The organism is Polaromonas sp. 39-63-25 (assembly GCF_002278925.1).
In the GTDB taxonomy this organism is placed as follows: domain Bacteria; phylum Pseudomonadota; class Gammaproteobacteria; order Burkholderiales; family Burkholderiaceae_C; genus Polaromonas.
The window spans coordinates 93,712-111,781 of record NZ_NCJH01000007.1; the positions used below are offsets into that span (position 1 = coordinate 93,712).

At 62.5% G+C, this 18,070-nt stretch carries 16 protein-coding genes; 6 read left to right on the forward strand and 10 right to left on the reverse strand.

From position 1 onward, the window contains the following. Positions 1–14: 14 nt before the first annotated feature. The 9 genes from B7X65_RS10180 to B7X65_RS10220 form a co-directional block, all read right to left on the reverse strand. On the reverse strand, positions 15–635 hold the full coding sequence (locus B7X65_RS10180; protein ID WP_293594194.1) for a DUF502 domain-containing protein: 621 nt from the start codon (positions 633–635) through the stop codon (positions 15–17). Beyond that, positions 635–982: an FmdB family zinc ribbon protein gene (locus B7X65_RS10185; RefSeq protein ID WP_293594195.1), complete on the reverse strand. Its 348-nt coding sequence runs from the start codon at positions 980–982 to the stop codon at positions 635–637. The genes B7X65_RS10180 and B7X65_RS10185 overlap by 1 nt, the downstream gene beginning before the upstream one ends. 142 nt (positions 983–1,124) lie before the next feature. Next, positions 1,125–2,570, reverse strand: coding sequence for a sodium:solute symporter family protein (locus B7X65_RS10190; RefSeq protein WP_293594196.1), 1,446 nt, complete (start codon positions 2,568–2,570; stop codon positions 1,125–1,127). A gap of 44 nt (positions 2,571–2,614) precedes the next feature. Further along, positions 2,615–4,168, reverse strand: coding sequence for a ubiquinone biosynthesis regulatory protein kinase UbiB (gene ubiB, locus B7X65_RS10195; protein WP_293594197.1), 1,554 nt, complete (start codon positions 4,166–4,168; stop codon positions 2,615–2,617). Then, complete coding sequence (locus B7X65_RS10200) at positions 4,165–4,746, reverse strand: hypothetical protein (RefSeq protein WP_293594198.1); 582 nt, start codon at positions 4,744–4,746, stop codon at positions 4,165–4,167. Before B7X65_RS10200 ends, ubiB begins: the two co-directional genes overlap by 4 nt. 162 nt (positions 4,747–4,908) lie before the next feature. Continuing rightward, positions 4,909–5,862, reverse strand: coding sequence for a TIM44-like domain-containing protein (locus tag B7X65_RS10205; protein ID WP_293594199.1), 954 nt, complete (start codon positions 5,860–5,862; stop codon positions 4,909–4,911). Between the two features lie 23 nt (positions 5,863–5,885). After that, positions 5,886–6,617, reverse strand: a complete 732-nt coding sequence (gene ubiE, locus B7X65_RS10210) for a bifunctional demethylmenaquinone methyltransferase/2-methoxy-6-polyprenyl-1,4-benzoquinol methylase UbiE (RefSeq protein WP_293594200.1) — start codon at positions 6,615–6,617, stop codon at positions 5,886–5,888. Between the two features lie 160 nt (positions 6,618–6,777). Then, the gene (locus tag B7X65_RS10215) at positions 6,778–7,191 is read right to left on the reverse strand and encodes a DUF971 domain-containing protein (RefSeq protein ID WP_293594201.1); all 414 of its coding nucleotides are present in this window, start codon (positions 7,189–7,191) and stop codon (positions 6,778–6,780) included. Positions 7,192–7,210: 19 nt separating this feature from the next. Then, positions 7,211–11,164: an FAD/FMN-binding oxidoreductase gene (locus B7X65_RS10220; RefSeq protein WP_293594202.1), complete on the reverse strand. Its 3,954-nt coding sequence runs from the start codon at positions 11,162–11,164 to the stop codon at positions 7,211–7,213. Between the two features lie 204 nt (positions 11,165–11,368). On the opposite strand from B7X65_RS10220, the gene ugpB reads away from it, so the two are divergent. The 5 genes from ugpB to ugpQ all read left to right on the forward strand — a co-directional run bounded on the left by ugpB (position 11,369) and on the right by ugpQ (position 16,280). Next, a complete protein-coding gene (gene ugpB / locus B7X65_RS10225; protein ID WP_293594203.1) occupies positions 11,369–12,679 on the forward strand; it encodes a sn-glycerol-3-phosphate ABC transporter substrate-binding protein UgpB in 1,311 nt (436 codons plus the stop codon). A gap of 92 nt (positions 12,680–12,771) precedes the next feature. Continuing rightward, entirely contained in the window at positions 12,772–13,659 is an 888-nt protein-coding gene (gene ugpA, locus B7X65_RS10230; RefSeq protein ID WP_293594204.1) for a sn-glycerol-3-phosphate ABC transporter permease UgpA, read from the forward strand. Beyond that, complete coding sequence (ugpE, locus tag B7X65_RS10235) at positions 13,659–14,510, forward strand: sn-glycerol-3-phosphate ABC transporter permease UgpE (protein WP_293594205.1); 852 nt, start codon at positions 13,659–13,661, stop codon at positions 14,508–14,510. Before ugpA ends, ugpE begins: the two co-directional genes overlap by 1 nt. A 14-nt stretch (positions 14,511–14,524) precedes the next feature. Continuing rightward, a complete protein-coding gene (locus B7X65_RS10240; protein WP_293594206.1) occupies positions 14,525–15,529 on the forward strand; it encodes a sn-glycerol-3-phosphate import ATP-binding protein UgpC in 1,005 nt (334 codons plus the stop codon). A gap of 4 nt (positions 15,530–15,533) precedes the next feature. Continuing rightward, positions 15,534–16,280, forward strand: a complete 747-nt coding sequence (gene ugpQ, locus B7X65_RS10245; RefSeq protein WP_293594207.1) for a glycerophosphodiester phosphodiesterase — start codon at positions 15,534–15,536, stop codon at positions 16,278–16,280. A gap of 9 nt (positions 16,281–16,289) precedes the next feature. Here the strand turns inward: ugpQ and B7X65_RS10250 are convergent, their stop codons facing one another. Beyond that, positions 16,290–16,580, reverse strand: coding sequence for a hypothetical protein (locus tag B7X65_RS10250; RefSeq protein WP_293594208.1), 291 nt, complete (start codon positions 16,578–16,580; stop codon positions 16,290–16,292). 139 nt (positions 16,581–16,719) lie between these two features. Between B7X65_RS10250 and hemA the strand changes: the two genes are divergently transcribed. Next, a complete protein-coding gene (hemA, locus tag B7X65_RS10255) occupies positions 16,720–18,000 on the forward strand; it encodes a glutamyl-tRNA reductase (RefSeq protein WP_293594209.1) in 1,281 nt (426 codons plus the stop codon). Positions 18,001–18,070: the final 70 nt, after the last annotated feature.

Genomic DNA, 18,070 nt, shown 5'->3' on the forward strand with positions numbered 1-18,070 from the left:
CCTGGAAGAAAAGATTATTTCGGTTTGTAGCTGGCGGGGCTGCCGGGCACCACCACACCCATGGAAATCACATAGGTCAAGGCTTCGTCAACACTCATTTTGAGTTCAATGCAGTCGACCCTGGGGAGCATGATGAAATAGCCGCCAGTAGGGTTGGGCGTCGTCGGGACATACACGCTCAGGTAGTCCCCCTGCAAATGGTTGGCCACATCGCCGCCCGGCATGCCGGTCTGGAACGCGATGGTCCAGACACCTTCGCGCGGCCACTGCACCAGCAAGGCCTTGCGAAACGCATTGCCGTTTTCCGAGAACAGGGTGTCGGAGACCTGCTTGACGCTGGAATAAATGGACCGGACGATGGGGATGCGGCTAAGCAGGGCATCCCACCAGCTGACCAGCTTCTTGCCGAGAAAATTGGTCGCCAACGCACCTATCGACAGCACGATGGCCAGCGCCAGCAGAACGCCAAAACCCGGAATGTGAAAACCCAGCAGTTTGTCGGGATGCCAGTCACCGGGAAGAATTTGCAGCGTCTGGTCCAGCGTGCCAATGATCCAGTTGAGCAGCCAGACGGTGACCGCCAGCGGCACCAGGACCAGCAACCCGGCCAGCAACCATCGGCGTATCGCGCCCATCAACTCGCCTTGGTTGGACCGGAAGCCGCCGGCGCCGGCGCGGGAGCAGCCGCGGGGGCAGCGGCTGTTTTCCCTGTCGGCTCGGCGGGCTTGCTGTCTGCAGCAGCAGCAGCAGCAGCAGGGGCTTCGCCGCCGCTGACGGGCGGAACCGCGGTGGGACCGCCGCCGCCGCGAAAATCAGTCACGTACCAGCCCGAACCCTTGAGCTGGAAGCCGGCCGCGGTGAGCTGCTTCTTGAAAGCGGGCGCGCCGCACTGGGGGCAGTCGGTCAGCGGGGCATCGGACATTTTTTGCAAAACGTCCTTGGTATGCCCGCAGGACTCGCATTTGTAAGCGTAGATTGGCATGGTTTCAGAGGTTTTGTCAGAGGGGTGCTGTCCCGAAGTGACCCTCAGGATGCAAAACCTTCAATTATAGGCGCTACGGCTTTCTGAAGCCGGCACCCGCAACCCGCCCGGGATGGGCGCCTGGCGCCGCTGGCGGCGCCGGTCAGCCTTCGGTGGACAGCCGGTGGTGGCTGCCCCGGCTGTTCTCTATCGTCTGCGGCGTCAGCGACCCCACCAGCATGCCCAGCGTCGCGGCCAATACACCCGCCAGCTGGGCAGGGAATTGTTCCCCCAAGGTACTGAAGGTAAACAGCAGCCAGGTCGCGATGCCACAAACCACCGAGAAAATGGCGCCCTGGGTGCTGGCCTTTTTCCAGTACAGCCCAAAGACCAGCGGCACAAAAGCGCCGACCAGGGGCACCTGGTAGGCGCCCGACACCATGTCGTAAATCGAGGTGCCCTGCATGAAGATGGCGTAACCCAGTACCAGGGCACTGAAAATCAGCACCGTGGTCCGCATCAGCTTGAGTTCGCGTTTGTCGCTCATGCGCGGTTTGAACTGGCGCCAGATGTTCTCCACAAAGGTCACGCTGGGCGCCAGCAGGGTCGCCGACGCGGTGGACTTGATGGCCGACAGCAGCGCACCAAAAAACAGCACCTGCATGATGAAGGGCATTTTTTCGAGCACGAGCATGGGCAGGATTTTCTGCGGGTCTTCCTTGAGCAGCAGGGCCGTCTGCTCGGGCATGATGATCAGCGCACTGGCCACCAGAAACATCGGGACAAAGGCAAACAGGATGTAGAAGATGCCGCCAATAACCGGCCCCTTGGTCGCCGCGCTCTGGCTGTTGGCCGACATCACGCGCTGGAACACGCCCTGCTGCGGAATCGAGCCGAACATCATCGTGATGGCCGCGGCAAAGAAAAACACCATGTCCCTGAAGTTCGGTTCCGGCCAGAACCTGAACAGGTCCTGGCTGGTGGCCAGGGCGATGACCTTGTCCGCGCCGCCGGCGAGGTTGCCGGCAAAAATGGCCAGCACGGCCAGGCCGGCAACCAGTACGATCATCTGGATGAAGTCGGTCACAGCCACCGACCACATGCCGCCGAACAGGGTGTAGGCCAGCACCGAGGCCGTGCCGATGACCATGCCGGCGGTTGTGCTGATGGCGCCGCCCGACAGGAGGTTGAACACCAGCCCGAGCGCGGTGATCTGGGCGGCCACCCAGCCGAGGTAGCTGATCATGATGATGATGGAGCACACTACTTCGATGGTGCGACCGTAACGCTCGCGGTAGTAGTCGCTGATGGTCAGCAGGGACATCTTGTAGAGCTTGCCCGCAAAAAACAGGCCCACCAGGATCAGGCAGGTGCCGGCACCGAAGGGGTCCTCCACCACGCCGTTCAGCCCGCTTTCGACGAACTTGGCCGGGATGCCCAGCACGGTTTCAGAGCCGAACCAGGTCGCAAACGTCGTTGTCACGATCATGATCAGCGGCAGATTCCGGCCGGCGATCGCATAGTCGGCGGTGTTTTTGACCCGCCTGGCGGCGTACAGGCCGATGATGATGGTGATCAGAAGATAGACAAAAACCAGGGTCAAGAGCACGGCGATCTCCTCAGGAATGCGTGATTATCACCAGATTTTCCGGCTTAAAAAAGCCGGATTTTCAGCACTATTTGCATGGCCAGCAGGCCCAAAGCAAAACCCAGACCACCATAAATCAGGCTTTGCAGCAGCTTGTTGGTGCGCCTCTGCTCCTGCAGCAGCTCCTGAAGCTCCCGACGGTTTCCGCCGCTTTGGCCCTTGAGGTATTGTTGCAACAGGCGCGGCAGGCCGGGCAACAGCTTGGCGTAGGTCGGCGCCTCGGCCTTGAGTTGCTCCAGCAGTTTTTCCGGCCCGACCTGCTCGAGCATCCAGGTCTCCAGAAAAGGTTTGGCCGTACTCCACAGGTCCAGCTCGGGGTCCAGCTCCCGGCCCAGGCCTTCGATGTTGAGCAGGGTTTTCTGCAGCAGCACCAGCTGCGGCTGGATCTCCACATGAAAACGGCGCGAGGTCTGGAACAGCCGCATCAGCACCATGCCCAGCGAGATTTCCTTCAGCGGGCGATCAAAGTAGGGTTCACAGACGGAACGGATGGCCGATTCCAGCTCATCCACCCGCGTCTGCGGCGGCACCCAGCCGGATTCGAGATGCAGCTCGGCCACCCGTTTGTAGTCGCGCCGGAAAAAGGCACTGAAATTCTGCGCCAGGTATTCCTTGTCGACCTCGGTGAGCGTGCCCACAATGCCGAAGTCCAGCGAAATGTAGCGTCCGAAGGTCGCTGGGTCCAGGCTGACCTGGATGTTGCCGGGGTGCATGTCGGCGTGAAAAAAACCGTCCCGGAAGACCTGGGTGAAAAAGATGGTGACGCCGTCGCGCGCCAGCTTTTTCATGTCCACCCCGGCGTCCCGCAGGCGCTGCACCTGGCTGATGGGCACGCCGTCCATGCGCTGCATGACCATCACGTTCGGCATGCAGAAATCCCAGACCATTTCCGGAATCAGCACCAGGTTCAGGTCCTGCATGTTGCGACGCAGCTGGGCCGCATTGGCGGCTTCGCGCAGCAGGTCGAGCTCGTCATGCAGGTACTTGTCGAATTCGCCCACCACCTCACGCGGCTTCAGGCGTTTGCCGTCGGTCGACAGGCTGTCGACCCAGCCGGCCATCATGTGCATCAGGGCCAGGTCTTTTTCGATCGCGGGCAGCATGTTGGGACGCAGCACCTTGACCGCCACCTCCCGGCCACCAGGCAGCGTGGCAAAGTGCACCTGCGCAATCGAGGCGCTGGCCACGGGCTGGCGCTCGAAGGTTTCGAAGATGGCGGCTATCGGTCGGCCGAAGGCTTTTTCAATGATGGCAATGGCCACATCCGGGTCGAACGGCGGGACCCGGTCCTGCAGGCGGGCCAGTTCGTTGGCGATGTCCAGCGGCAGCAGGTCGCGGCGGGTTGACATGACCTGGCCGAACTTGACAAAAATCGGGCCCAGACTTTCAAGGGCTTCGCGCAGGCGCTCGCCGCGGGGCGCTTTCAGGTTCCGGCCGACCGAAACAATACGCGTCAGCATCCGGACCCAAGGCCTGCTGAAACTGGAAAGCACCAGTTCGTCGAGGCCGAAGCGCAACACCGTCCAGACGATGAAAACGCCCCTGAAAAGGCGGCTCATGCGGCAGCTTTCGGGGGCTCCGTCGCCGGCGGCACACCGGGTTGCACCGGGGAAGAGGACGAAAACGGCCGCGGCGCCTGGGCCAGAAACTGCTGCAAGCCCGTCAAGCCCTGGCGCGCCGCGCTGGCCAGCGTATGCGCCGGCACGTCGCCGATCAGGCGCGAAAGGTCTTCCTCCACATCCCAGCGCAGGTTGTCCGCCAGCCAGCCGAGTTCGGCGGCAAGCTGGACATCGCCTTCAATTTTGACCGGCGGAGCCTTGCCGGCGAGCACCGACTGCAACACCACCGCTGGCGACTCGTCGGCGACGGCCAGCAGCAGATCCGGCTTGGCGCCGGGCTGGGCCCGGTCCACCAGCCCGGCCGGCGTGATGACCAGATCCAGCGCGAACGGGCCCCAGCGCACGTGAACCACGCTGCCCTTTTTACGCAGGAGGCGGTTTTGCGCCTCTTTTTCCTGCATCAGCACATGGTTCAGGAAAAGGACCAGCTTCTGCTGCCCTTCATCAACCGCCCAGGCGGGAGGCTGAAAACGGGTGGCCAGGGACTGCAGAAAAGAAAAAGGGGACGTGGTATTCATACGTCCCCGATTTTGCAGCAGATTGAAGAAGTCCCTCCATCGCGTCAGCGATGGAGGGACTTTAAAGTTCAGTAGGGGCCGCGGGTCTGGCTTTGCCAGCCCGCAGGCGCAGCGGCCCCCTCGGGGGGCAGGGAGTTACGCGAAGCGAACGACCGTGGGGGCTTATTGAAGCGCTTGTACGCCAGCAACAAGCCAGCCACCACCGTTGCGCGGCTTGGTCATGTTCCACACTTCGCGGAAGGGGCTCGGGCCCGCCGAGGCGTCTTCACGGATCATGCCGGAGAACTCCACACTGGCCATGTAGACGTCGCTGAGCTCTTCAATGCCCAGCAGCTGGGCATCGAGCATGACCACGTCGGTCTTGTTGGCCACGCCGCCGGTGTGCGATTCACGGTCGGCCAGCTGCGTCTTGATCTGCTCGAGCATCTCGTCGGTCATCATGGCGCGCAGGCTGTTGACATCGGAACGGTCCCAGGCGTCCTGCAGGGTCACGAAGTTGGCCTTGCAGGCCTTGAGGAAACCTTCGGCATCAAAACCGGCTGGTACACCCCAGGACTGCGAACCGCCGAGGGCGGAACCGATCATCGAGCCGCCGCCCGCGGCAGTTCCGGCGCCCGCCTTGGTGGCATCAAACGCCATGCTGCTGCGCTCCCAGGGCCGGGCCGAGGCGTCGTTACCGACGTTTTCCGGGCTGTAGTTGCGCGGCGTGGTGGCGTTACCCGCCCCCTGCATGGCATAGGGCGTCGCACCCTGCCCGGTATTGCCCTTGAGCTTGCGCATGATGAAACCGACGACCACCATCACCAGCATAGCGAGCAGGGCAAACATGATGATCTGCCCAAATGCGCCGCCCAGACCGAGCGAAGAGGCCAGCCAGGCCAGACCCAGGCCTGCGGCCAGACCACCCAGCATCGCGCCCCAGGGCTTCCTGGGCGCTGCCGCAGCGGCCCCGGTGTTGGCCGGCGCGGCCGGTGGGGTGGCCTGGCGCTGCGTCACATTGGACGACTGACGGCCGAACGACCCCCCGCCGCCCATGCGTTTGGCTTCCGCAGGCGCATACGCCAGGAGCATGGTGGTGGCCAGGACAGCCGCCAGAATCGCAGACCAAATTTTCATACCGTTTCCTCTAAATAAATATCTCAACACTTGATTCCAACATGTAATGCCACTACCCCGCCGGTGAGGTTGTGATAGTCCACATGGCCGAAACCACCTTTATGCATCAGGGCTTTTAGTTCTTCCTGGCTGGGATGCATGCGGATGGACTCCGCCAGATAGCGGTAACTCGAGTCGTCGTTGGCCACCAGCTTGCCCAGACGGGGCAATACCTTGAAGGAATACCAGTCGTAGGCCTTTTCCAGCGGCTTGGCAATTTTGGAGAACTCCAGCACCAGCAGCTTGCCGCCCGGCTTGAGCACGCGGTTCATCTCCTTGAGCGCCTCGTCCTTGTGGGTCATGTTGCGCAAACCGAAAGCTACCGTCACCAGGTCAAAACTTGCGTCAGGAAAAGGCAAATGCTCGGCATCACACACTGCGGTCGGAAGAATTTTTCCGGCGTCGAGCATCCGGTTGCGGCCTTCGCGCAGCATGGCTTCATTGATATCGGTGTGCACCACGCAGCCGGTGCTGCCGACTTTTGGGGCGAACGCCAGGGCCAGGTCGCCGGTGCCTCCAGCGATGTCCAGCACACACTGGCCTTCCCGGACATCGGCCACCATCACGGTGTAGGCCTTCCAGACCCGGTGCAGGCCCATGGACATCAGGTCGTTCATGACGTCGTATTTCGGCGCCACGGAATCGAACACGCCACGCACGCGGCGCGCCTTGTCTTTTTCGTCAACCGACTCGAATCCGAAATGGGTGCTGCTCATAAGGTAATGCTAGGGGTGAATGCCGGCAATTCAAGCGACAACCCTGCCCCTGATTGGGGCATTGCCGGGGATTTATGTTGAAAAACAACAGCTGCGCCCACATACCGGGCGTCGTCAGCTATAAAAAGAATAGCGAGCGAGGGTTTGCCCGCATCAACCATCAATGGCTGCCGCAGGCATGGCCGCCTGCGACGACCATGGGCGCATCGCGCTGCATGCCGGCCGCCTCCAGACGCTGCAGGTAGTCGGTCCACAAACGGGCCTGCTCCGACCCCAGGAAGTGAAGGTAGTCCCAGGAAAAAATGCCGCTCTCATGGCCGTCGGAAAACACCGGTTTGACGGCGTAGTTGCCGATGGGTTCGAGTTCGACCAGAGTGACCTCGCGTTTGCCGGTCTGCAGCACCTCCTGGCCGGGGCCGTGGCCCTGGACTTCGGCCGAGGGCGAATAAACGCGCATCAGTTCGAACGGAATCTTGAACTCGCTGCCGTCCGAAAACGCAATCTCGAGCATCCGCGACTGCGCGTGCACGGTCAGCGCGGTGGGGGTGGGGGTGTCGGGGGTCAGGCCTGCCATGAACTTTTCCTTCGGTGAATCAGACCAGCACGCGTTCGATGCCGCCGTTGTTGGCCGCTTCGACATAAGCGGGCAGCCACTCCTTGCCCAGGATCTGGTTGGCCATTTCCACCACGATGTAGTCGGCCTCGAGCAAGCCGTTTTGCAGGTCGTCGCCGTACCGGGTCAGGCCCTGCAGGCAGCTCGGGCAGCTGGTCAGTATCTTGACGTTGCCGGTGCCGGCCACGGCGCCGCTGGCGCGCAATTTGGCCTCGTCCTTGCGCAACTCTTCTTCCTTGCGAAAGCGGATCTGCGTGGAGATGTCCGGTCGCGTCACGCCCAGCGTACCCGACTCGCCGCAGCAGCGCTCGGACTTGAGCACCTGGTCGCCGAGCAGGGCCTTGACGGTTTTCATCGGTTCCTGCAGCTTCATCGGGCTGTGGCAGGGGTCGTGGTAGAGGTAACCCTGGCCCGGCTGGTCGGTGCGCAGGGTGATGCCTTTTTCGAGCAGGTACTCGTGGATGTCGATGATGCGGCAGCCCGGGAAAATCTTGTCGAACTCATACCCCTGCAGCTGGTCGTAACAGGTGCCGCAGCTCACCACCACGGTTTTGATATCGAGGTAGTTCAGCGTGTTGGCCACGCGGTGGAACAGCACCCGGTTGTCGGTGATGATTTTCTCGGCCTTGTCGAACTGGCCGCTGCCGCGCTGCGGGTAACCGCAGCACAGGTAACCGGGCGGCAGCACGGTCTGCACGCCGGCATGCCAGAGCATGGCCTGGGTCGCGAGGCCGACCTGCGAAAACAGGCGCTCCGAGCCGCAACCGGGGAAATAAAACACCGCCTCGGTCTCGGCCGTCGTGCTGGCGGGATTGCGGATGATGGGGACGTAGTCCTTGTCCTCGATGTCCAGCAGCGCGCGCGCGGTTTTCTTGGGCAGGCCGCCCGGCATCTTCTTGTTGATGAAGTGGATCACCTGCTCCTTGACCGGCGCCGGACCGACCGTCGCGCGCGGCCTGGCCGTCTGTTTGCGCGCCAGGCGCTTGAGCAGCTCGTTGGCCATGCGCTGGGCCCTGAAGCCGACGTCCACCATCGCGCTGCGCATGAACTTGATGGTCTGCGGGCTGGTCGCGTTGAGGAAAAACATGGCCGCCGCATTGCCGGGACGGAAGGACTTCTGGCCCATCTTGCGCAGCAGGTTGCGCATGTTCATGGACACCTCGCCGAAGTCGATGTCCACCGGGCAGGGGCTCAGGCACTTGTGGCAAACCGTGCAGTGGTCGGCCACGTCCTCGAACTCTTCCCAGTGCTTGATGCTGATGCCGCGCCGCGTCTGCTCTTCGTACAGAAAGGCCTCGACCAGCAGCGAGGTCGCCAGGATCTTGTTGCGCGGGCTGTACAGCAGGTTGGCGCGCGGCACGTGGGTGGCACAGACAGGTTTGCATTTGCCGCAGCGCAGGCAGTCCTTGACGCTGTCGGCAATGGCGCCGATGTCGGACTGCTGCATGATCAGCGACTCGTGGCCCATCAGGCCGAAGCTCGGCGTGTAGGCGTTGGTCAAATCTGCGAACAGGCTCTCCGGTGTGAAGTTATCAGTCTTTTTGGCCTCCAGCCCAATACCGGCGGGCGCAAGCAGCTCCTGATTTCGTAGCAACTTGCCCTTGTTGAAGCGGCCCTCGGGGTCCACCCTGCCCTTGTAGTCAGCGAATGGCTGCAGCTCCGCGTCTGTCAGAAACTCCAGCTTGGTGATGCCGATGCCGTGTTCGCCGGAAATCACGCCGTCCAGCGAACGCGCCAGCACCATGATGCGCGCGACCGCTTCATGCGCCGCCTGCAGCATCTCGTAGTCGTCGCTGTTGACCGGCAGGTTGGTGTGCACATTGCCGTCGCCGGCATGCATGTGCAGCGCGGCCCAGACCCGGCCCTTGAGCACCTGCTTGTGGATGGCGCTGCATTCGGCCAGGATGGGCGCAAAAGCGGCGCCGGAAAAAATCGCCTGCAGCGGCGCGCGCAGCTGGGTTTTCCAGCTGGCACGGAGCGAATGGTCCTGCAACTGCGGAAACAGCGTGTCCACATCGCGCAGCCAGCCCGACCACAGGGCACGCACATCGGCAATCAGCGCCACGGCCTGGCCGACACGGTCTTCCAGCAGCTCGGCCGAGGGAATCTCGCCGGCGTCGTCCGACTTGCCCAGGGGCAGCTTGCCCTTGAGGAAAAAAGCTTCCAGCGCATCGCACAATTTGACCTTGTTGGCCAGGCTCAGTTCGATGTTGATGCGTTCGATGCCGTCGGTGTATTCGGCCATGCGCGGCAGCGGAATCACCACGTCTTCGTTGATCTTGAAAGCGTTGGTGTGGCGCGAAATGGCGGCGGTGCGCTTGCGGTCCAGCCAGAATTTCTTGCGCGCGTCCGGGCTGATGGCGATGAAACCCTCGCCGCGGCGCGAGTTGGCGATACGCACCACTTCCGAGGTGGCGCGTGCCACCACGTCGGCATCGTCGCCGGCGATGTCGCCGAACAGCACCATCTTGGGCAGGCCGCCATGGGTTTTGGACTTGGTGGCATAACCGACCGCCTTCAGGTAGCGGTCGTCCAGGTGTTCCAGGCCGGCCAGGATGGCGCCGCCGCGCTTTTGCTCGGCGAACATGAAGTCCTTGATCTCGACGATGCTCGGCACCGCGTCCTTGGCATTGCCGAAAAACTCCAGGCAAACGGTGCGGGTGTGCGCCGGCATGCGGTGCACGATCCAGCGCGCGCTGGTGATCAGGCCGTCGCAGCCCTCCTTCTGGATGCCGGGCAGGCCGCTCAAAAACTTGTCGGTCACGTCCTTGCCCAGGCCCTCCTTGCGGAAGGTCTTGCCGGGGATGTCGAGGCGTTCGGTGCGCACGGGCGTCTTGCCATCGGCCTCGAAATATTTCAGCTCGAAGCTGGCCATCTCGGCGTCGTGGATCTTGCCGAGGTTGTGGTTCAGGCGGGTGACTTCCAGCCACTGCGCCTCGGGCGTCACCATGCGCCAGGATGAGAGATTGTCCAGCGCCGTGCCCCAAAGCACGGCCTTCTTGCCGCCGGCATTCATCGCGATGTTGCCGCCTATGCAGGAGGCTTCGGCCGAGGTCGGATCGACCGCAAAGACGTACCCGCCGCGTTCGGCCGCATCGGCCACGCGCTGCGTGACCACGCCGGCTTCGGTCCAGACGGTGGCCACGGGCTGGTCCAAGCCGGGCAGCGCCACCTGCTCGACCTCCGTCATGGCCTCGAGTTTTTCGGTGTTGATGACGGCCGACTTCCAGCTCAGCGGAATCGCGCCGCCGGTGTAGCCGGTGCCGCCGCCGCGCGGAATGATCGTCAGCCCGAGCTCGATGCAGCCCTTGACCAGGCCGGCCATCTCGACTTCGGTGTCCGGTGTCAGCACCACAAACGGGTATTCGACGCGCCAGTCGGTGGCATCGGTCACATGCGAAACGCGTGACAGGCCGTCGAACTTGATGTTGTCCTTGAGCGTGAACTTGCCCAGCCTGCGCGCGGTCTGGCGGCGCAGGTCGGCCATCTCCTCGAACGAGGTGGAAAAACGGCTGACTGCCGCGCGCGCGGTTGCGAGCAGCTCGCCCACAATGGCGTCGCGCTGGCTGTCCGCCTCGGGTGTGCGGCGTTTTTCGACCTCGGAGAGACGGTGCTGCAGGGCCTCGACCAGCATCCTGCGGCGCTTGGGGTTGTCCAGCAGGTCATCCTGCAGATAGGGGTTGCGCTGCACCACCCAGACATCGCCGAGCACCTCATACAACATGCGGGCCGAACGGCCGGTGCGGCGCTCGTCGCGCAGCAGGTTCAGCAGGTCCCAGGCCCGTTCGCCGAGCAGGCGGATCACAACTTCGCGGTCGGAAAACGATGTGTAGTTGTAGGGAATCTCGCGGATGCGGGCTTGCCCGGGCACCGCGTCGGGCGTCGCTTCGGTAGCGAAAACGTTCAGTTCTTGGAGGGTGTCAGGGGCGTTCATCGTGGGGGAAATTCCGCCGCGCTCAGCGGCCGTGCGTGCTGTGGGCCTAATGTTACCGCAGTGCCACATTTGTTCCGGGCTCGCCCTGACCCTCGTGGAAACCCGCTTGTAGGCGCAGTGTCAAATGGCTTAAATCCAACTGTCATAAATCTTTTTTAGACTAACGGTTCATTGTTTGTTCATCCGTTCCAATCAGGAGTTGTAATGAAAAAAAGCCTCACCGCGATCACTTTGGCCGCGTGCGCCTTGGTCGCACCCGCCATCGGCCACGCGCAAACCGAAATTCAGTGGTGGCACTCGATGACCGGTGGCCTCAACGACTGGGTCATGGACCTCGCCGACGGCTTCAACAAGAGCCAGAAGGAATACAAGATCGTGCCGACCTACAAGGGCACCTACGACGAAACCATGCCGGCAGCCGTTGCCGCCTTCCGCGCCGGCAACGCGCCCCACATCCTGCAAGTGTTCGAAGTGGGCACCGCCACCATGATGGCCGCCAAGGGCGCCGTGGTGCCCGTGGGCAAGGTACTGAGCGATGCCGGCTACAAGTTTGATCCCAAGGCCTATATCCCTGCCGTGGTGGGTTACTACACCGCACCCAGCGGTCAAATGCTGAGTTTCCCGTTCAACAGCTCGACCACCGTCTTCAATTACAACAAGGACCTGTTCAAAAAAGCCGGCCTTGACCCCAACAAGCCGCCGGCCACCTGGCCTGAAGTCGTGCTGGCGGCGGCCAAGCTGAAGGCAGCTGGCGTGAACTGTCCGTTCACCACCAGCTGGCAGGGCTGGACCCAGCTGGAGAGCTTCTCCACCTGGCACAACGTCGAATTTGCGACCAAAGGCAACGGCTTCGGCGGCACCAGCGCCCGACTGGTCACCAACAGCCCGCTGCACGTGCGTCACATCGAGAACCTGTCCAACATGGCCAAACAGGGCCTGTTTGTCTACCGCGGCCGCGGCAACAAGGCCGACGCACCGTTCTATTCGGGCGAATGCGCCATGGCCACGGCCTCGGCATCAACCTACGCCAGCATCAAGAAAAACGCCAAATTCGACTTCGGTATCGCGCCACTACCCTACTACCCCGATGTGGCAGGCGCGCCGCAGAACACCGTGATCGGTGGCGCCTCGCTGTGGGTCATGGGCGGCAAAAAACCGGCTGAGTACAAGGGCGTGGCCGAGTTCTTCCACTACCTGACCAGTGCCGAGATCCAGTCGAAGAGCCACCAGCGCACCGGCTACTTGCCGATCACCCTGGCTGCATTTGACATGACCGAAAAGTCAGGTTTCTACAAGCAAAATCCCGGCACCGACGTGGCTGTCAACCAGATGATCCGCAAAACCACGGACAAGTCGCGCGGCATTCGCCTGGGCAACTTCATCCAGATCCGCGCCATCGAGGACGAAGAACTCGAGCAGGTCTGGGCTGGCAAGAAGACAGCCAAGGAAGCACTGGACGCCATCGTGAGCCGCGGCAACGAGCAACTCGAGCGTTTTCAGAAGGCCAACAAGTAACGCGTACGGAGTCGGGCGTGCTCAGGCACTAAACTCGCTGCTCCGATTGCCGCGCTCCAGCCCGGGGCGCGGCGTTTCCAGATTTAAATACTGTGGCTTCTGAAAAACGCGTTGTTTTCCGTTCGGCATGGCTGCCCTGGGTGTTGTTGACGCCCCAAGTCGCGGTCATCGCCATCTTCTTTTTCTGGCCGGCCGCCCAGGCCCTGTTGCAATCGTTCCAGCAATCTGACGCTTTCGGCCTGTCCACCGAATGGGTGGGGCTCAAGAACTTCACCAACCTGCTGCACGACCCAACCTACCTCGCCTCGTTCAAGATCACTGCCATCTTCTCGGTGCTGGTGGCGGGCCTGGGGATTGGGTTGTCGCTGGTACTGGCTGTGTTTGCCGACAGGGTGGTCAAGGGAACGGGGATCTACCGCACCCTGCTGATCTGGCCCTACGCCGTCGCACCCGCTGTGGCGGGGGTGTTGTGGCTGTTCATGTTTGCGCCATCCATTGGCATTGTGTCGTTCGCGCTGCGCAAGCTGGGCATCGACTGGAACAGCCTACTCAACAGCAACCACGCCATGACGCTGATCGTGGTGGCGGCGGTGTGGAAGCAGATCTCCTACAACTTCCTGTTTTTCCTGGCCGGATTGCAGAGTATTCCCAAATCGCTGATCGAGGCCGCTGCCATTGACGGCGCGGGTCCATGGCGCCGCTTCTGGTCGATCCAGTTCCCGCTGCTGTCGCCCACCACGTTCTTTCTGTTCGTCATCAACATGGTCTACGCCTTCTTTGACACCTTCGCCATCGTGGACGCGGCAACCGAAGGCGGCCCCGGCCGGGATACCGCCATCCTCGTCTACAAGGTCTATTACGATGGCTTCAAGGCGCTCGACCTGGGTGGCTCGGCCGCGCAGTCGGTGGTGCTGATGTTCATCGTCATCATTCTGACCGTTATCCAGTTCCGGTTCGTCGAAAAGAAGGTGCAGTACTGATGGTCGAACGCAGCCCTTTCCTGCGCATCCTCGCGCACCTCGTACTGATCATCGGCGTGTTTGTCGTGGCGTTTCCGCTGTATGTGACCTTCGTCGCCTCCACCCAGACGGCCGACGAGATTTTGCAGGCACCGATGTCCATGCTGCCCGGCTCGCACATGGTCGAAAACTACACCGCTGCGCTCAAAGGCACCGGCATGGGCGCGGCCTCGAATGCGCCGGTGGGCCGCATGATGATGGTCAGCCTGATCACGGCACTGGTCATCGCGATCGGCAAAATCGTCATCTCGCTGCTGTCGGCGTTTGCCATCGTGTACTTCCGGTTTCCGTTTCGCATGTTCTTTTTCTGGGCCATTTTTGTCACGCTGATGCTGCCGGTGGAGGTACGCATCGGTCCGACCTACCAGGTGGTGTCCGACCTGGGCATGCTCAACACCTACGCCGGTCTGACCATCCCGTTGATTGCCTCGGCGACAGCCACCTTCCTGTTCAGACAGTTCTTTCTGACCGTGCCCGACGAACTGGTGGAAGCGGCACGCATGGACGGTGCCGGGCCATTACGCTTTTTCAAGGATGTGCTGGTGCCGCTGTCAACCACCAGCATTGCTGCGCTCTTCGTGATCCAGTTCATCTACGGGTGGAACCAGTACCTGTGGCCTCTGCTTGTCACCACCAACGAAACCATGTACCCCGTGGTGATCGGCATCAAGCGCATGATCAGCGGTGGCGATGCCGCCACCGACTGGAACATCGTCATGGCAACCGCCGTGCTGGCCATGATTCCGCCCGCACTGGTGGTCATGCTGATGCAACGCTGGTTCGTCAAGGGCCTGGTCGATACAGAAAAATAAGACGGAAACAGAACATGGCTTCGATTCAACTCAAAGATGTCGTCAAGCACTACGGCGCCGGCAAAACCGCGGTCAAGGTGATCCACGGCGTCAATGCCGAGATTGCCGACCACGAATTCATCGTCATCGTGGGCCCCTCGGGCTGCGGTAAATCGACCCTGCTGCGTATGGTTGCGGGACTGGAAGAAATCACCGCTGGCGAGATATCCATAGGCGGGCGTGTCGTCAACGATCTGGAACCGGCCGAACGCGACATTGCCATGGTGTTCCAGAACTACGCGCTGTACCCGCACATGAGCGTCTTCGACAACATGGCTTATGGACTGAAGATCAAGAAGGTTCCGCTGGACGAAATCAAGACCCGCGTCGACAAAGCCGCCAAAATTCTGGAGCTGGGTCATCTACTGGACCGCAAGCCGCGGCAACTTTCGGGTGGCCAGCGCCAACGTGTGGCCATGGGCCGTGCCATCGTGCGCCAGCCGCAGGTTTTTCTCTTCGACGAGCCGCTGTCCAACCTGGACGCCAAGCTGCGCGCCCAGACCCGGCTGGAGATTCAGAAATTGCACCGCGAACTGGGCATCACCAGTCTGTTCGTGACGCACGACCAAGTTGAAGCGATGACGCTGGCCCAGCGCATGATGGTGATGAATGCCGGCGTGATGGAGCAATTCGGCACACCCGAAGAGGTGTATCACCGCCCAGCGTCCACCTTCGTGGCCAGCTTCATCGGTTCACCACCGATGAATCTGCTCAAGAACGCCCCCGGCGCACGCGAGGGAAGCATCATGGGCATACGACCCGAGCATCTGGACATTGGCAACACTGGCTGGGAACTGAAGGTCGAGACCGTGGAACTGCTGGGCGCCGAGCGCCTTATTTACTGCCGCCTTGGGGACGAGACGCTCATCGTGCGCACCGACGAACAGTACCCCGCTCCCAAGCCCGACAGCACCATCCAGGTTGCACCACGCGAAGACCGGGTGCACTGGTTTGACGGCGCCACGGGCAAGCGCCTCTGACGCGGTGACCGGTTTGCCCGATTGGCCCTATCCGCGCTGGATCGCGCACCGCGGCGCCGGCAAGCTGGCGCCTGAAAACACGCTGGCAGCCTTCCGCCTGGGCGCGGCCCACGGCTACCGCATGTTCGAATGTGATGTGAAGCTCAGTGCCGACGGCGTGCCCTTCCTGATGCATGACGCCACGCTGGAACGCACCACCAGCGGCCGGGGCACTGGCGGCGAGCAGCCTTGGGAGGCGCTGTCGCGGCTCGACGCGGGCGGCTGGCACTCGCGCGCTTATGCCGGTGAGCCGCTGGCCAGCCTGGACAACGTCGCGCGGTATTGCCTGCGCAACGGCTATTTTCTGAACATCGAGATCAAGCCCACCCCGGGCGCGGAAGCGCATACCGGCACCGTCGTGGCCAACGCCGCGGCCCGCCTGTGGGAAGGTGCCGCCGTGCCGCCGCTGCTGACTTCTTTTCAGCCCGAGGCGCTGGAAGCCGCAAAAGCCGCACAACCGCAGCTGCCGCGCGGCCTGTTACTCGACAGTTTGTGGAAGGGCTGGCTGGAAACAGCGCTGACGCTGGACTGCGCAGCGCTGGTCTGCAACCAGGCCCTGTGGGACAGCTCCACCGTGCTGCAGGCCAAAAGCGCCGGTTTTCGTTGCCTGAGTTACACCGTCAACGACGAATGGGCAGCCCAGCGCCTGCTCGATCTGGGGACCGACGGCATCATCACCGACCGGATCGACCTGTTCGCCCCCGACGCCTGAGCAGGGCGTTCAGGCTTTCCAGCCACGCAGCAACACCCACTGGCAGGTCGCCGCACCCACGGCCAGCAGGGCATAACTGGCCATCTTGCCGTCGCGGCCAAAAATGACCAGGCCGGCCACCAACAAGGTCAGGGACGCTACAAAAACAATAGCTATCTGCGCAGACAGGGAAAGGGTCAGAGGACTTTTTGATCTGAGAATTCGGGCAAAGGCACGGGCCGCCAGCACCACGAACAGCGCCACAAAGGCGGCCGGAGCCATGAAATTGAGCAGCTGGTTGATCAGGTTGAGTGCAGTCATGCCGGTGGCGGATTGAAGGGATTCAGGCGGGAATCATCGAAAGGAGCCGGGCGCGCCATCTGCCCCCCGGCTTGCCCTGTATCAAGGGCATTGAAAGAATGTCCGCGTCGGACCATCCCTTCAATTTTATAATCGGGCCATGTCAGTCTGGACCTTGGGGATCAACCATACCACCGCACCGCTCGATTTGCGCGGCCGGTTTGCGTTCGCCATCGACCAGATCGAGCCCACTTTGAGGGGCTTGCGCGAGTCCCTGGCGCGCCAGCCCGAGGCCACGCTGCTGTCGACCTGCAACCGCACCGAGATCTATTGCGCCGGCGACAAGTCCGACCTCGAGCACACGCTCGAATGGCTGGCGCACCGCGGCGGCGTCTCGCCGGCCCTGCTGCGCTCCCACGCCTACACCCTGGAAAACGACCATGCCGCGCGCCATGCCTTTCGCGTCGCCAGCGGGCTGGACTCCATGGTGCTGGGCGAGCCGCAGATCCTGGGCCAGATGAAGGACGCGGTTCGCGCCGCCGAAGACGCCGGCGCCATGGGCACCACGCTGCACCAGCTGTTCCAGCGCTCCTTTGCGGTCGCCAAGGAAGTCCGCACAAGCACCGAGATCGGCGCGCACAGCATCAGCCTGGCGGCCGCGTCGGTCCGGCTGGCCGGCCAGCTGTTCGAGGATCTGGGCGACATCAAGGTCCTGTTTGTCGGCGCGGGCGAGATGATCGACCTGGCCGCTACCCACTTTGCCGCCAAAAACCCGAAAGCCATGACGGTGGCCAACCGCACCTTGGAGCGCGGCGAAAAGCTCGCCGGACGCTTCGGCGCCGAGGTCATGCGCCTGGCCGACCTGCCTGGCCGTCTGCATGAGTTCGACGCGGTGATCAGCTGCACCGCCAGCACCCTGCCCATCATCGGCCTGGGCGCGGTCGAGCGCGCCGTCAAGCTGCGCAAGCACCGCCCGATGTTCATGGTCGATCTGGCCGTGCCGCGCGACATCGAGCCGGAAGTCAAGGAACTGCCGGACATCTACCTCTACACCGTCGACGACTTGGCGCATGTGGTGCAGGCCGGCAAGGACAGCCGGCAGGCCGCAGTGGCCGAGGCCGAAGTCATCATTGACGCCGGTGTGCAGAACTTCATGCACTGGCTGGACCAGCGGCGCACCGTGCCGCTGATCCAGCAGCTCAACGCCCAGACCGACGAATGGCGTGCGCTGGAAATCGCCCGTGCCAAAAAACTGCTGGCCAAAGGCGAGCCTGTGGATGCGGTCCTCGAGGCGCTGTCGCGCGGGCTGACGCAGAAAATGCTGCACGGCGCACTCGCCGAGCTGCATGCCGGCAGTGCGGACACCCGCGAAGCGACGGCTCAAACCGTCTCCCGGCTGTTTTTGCGCGGCAACCTGCCAAGGGAACAGAAAGAGCGTTAGCGTCACTGTCGCGCGAACCACAGCCCGTGCATCGGGCTGAACGCGGGGCCGGGTTACCGGCCGCCTGTCT

Excerpts from the sequence above, each read along its gene's own strand:
- B7X65_RS10180 (WP_293594194.1), bottom strand. The coding sequence starts at position 635 with ATGGGCGCGATACGCCGATGGTTGCTGGCCGGGTTGCTGGTCCTGGTG.
- B7X65_RS10185 (WP_293594195.1), bottom strand. The coding sequence starts at position 982 with ATGCCAATCTACGCTTACAAATGCGAGTCCTGCGGGCATACCAAGGAC.
- ubiB (WP_293594197.1), bottom strand. The coding sequence starts at position 4,168 with ATGAGCCGCCTTTTCAGGGGCGTTTTCATCGTCTGGACGGTGTTGCGC.
- B7X65_RS10200 (WP_293594198.1), bottom strand. The coding sequence starts at position 4,746 with ATGAATACCACGTCCCCTTTTTCTTTTCTGCAGTCCCTGGCCACCCGT.
- B7X65_RS10205 (WP_293594199.1), bottom strand. The coding sequence starts at position 5,862 with ATGAAAATTTGGTCTGCGATTCTGGCGGCTGTCCTGGCCACCACCATG.
- ubiE (WP_293594200.1), bottom strand. The coding sequence starts at position 6,617 with ATGAGCAGCACCCATTTCGGATTCGAGTCGGTTGACGAAAAAGACAAG.
- B7X65_RS10215 (WP_293594201.1), bottom strand. The coding sequence starts at position 7,191 with ATGGCAGGCCTGACCCCCGACACCCCCACCCCCACCGCGCTGACCGTG.
- B7X65_RS10220 (WP_293594202.1), bottom strand. The coding sequence starts at position 11,164 with ATGAACGCCCCTGACACCCTCCAAGAACTGAACGTTTTCGCTACCGAA.
- ugpB (WP_293594203.1), top strand. The coding sequence starts at position 11,369 with ATGAAAAAAAGCCTCACCGCGATCACTTTGGCCGCGTGCGCCTTGGTC.
- ugpE (WP_293594205.1), top strand. The coding sequence starts at position 13,659 with ATGGTCGAACGCAGCCCTTTCCTGCGCATCCTCGCGCACCTCGTACTG.
- B7X65_RS10240 (WP_293594206.1), top strand. The coding sequence starts at position 14,525 with ATGGCTTCGATTCAACTCAAAGATGTCGTCAAGCACTACGGCGCCGGC.
- B7X65_RS10250 (WP_293594208.1), bottom strand. The coding sequence starts at position 16,580 with ATGACTGCACTCAACCTGATCAACCAGCTGCTCAATTTCATGGCTCCG.
- hemA (WP_293594209.1), top strand. The coding sequence starts at position 16,720 with ATGTCAGTCTGGACCTTGGGGATCAACCATACCACCGCACCGCTCGAT.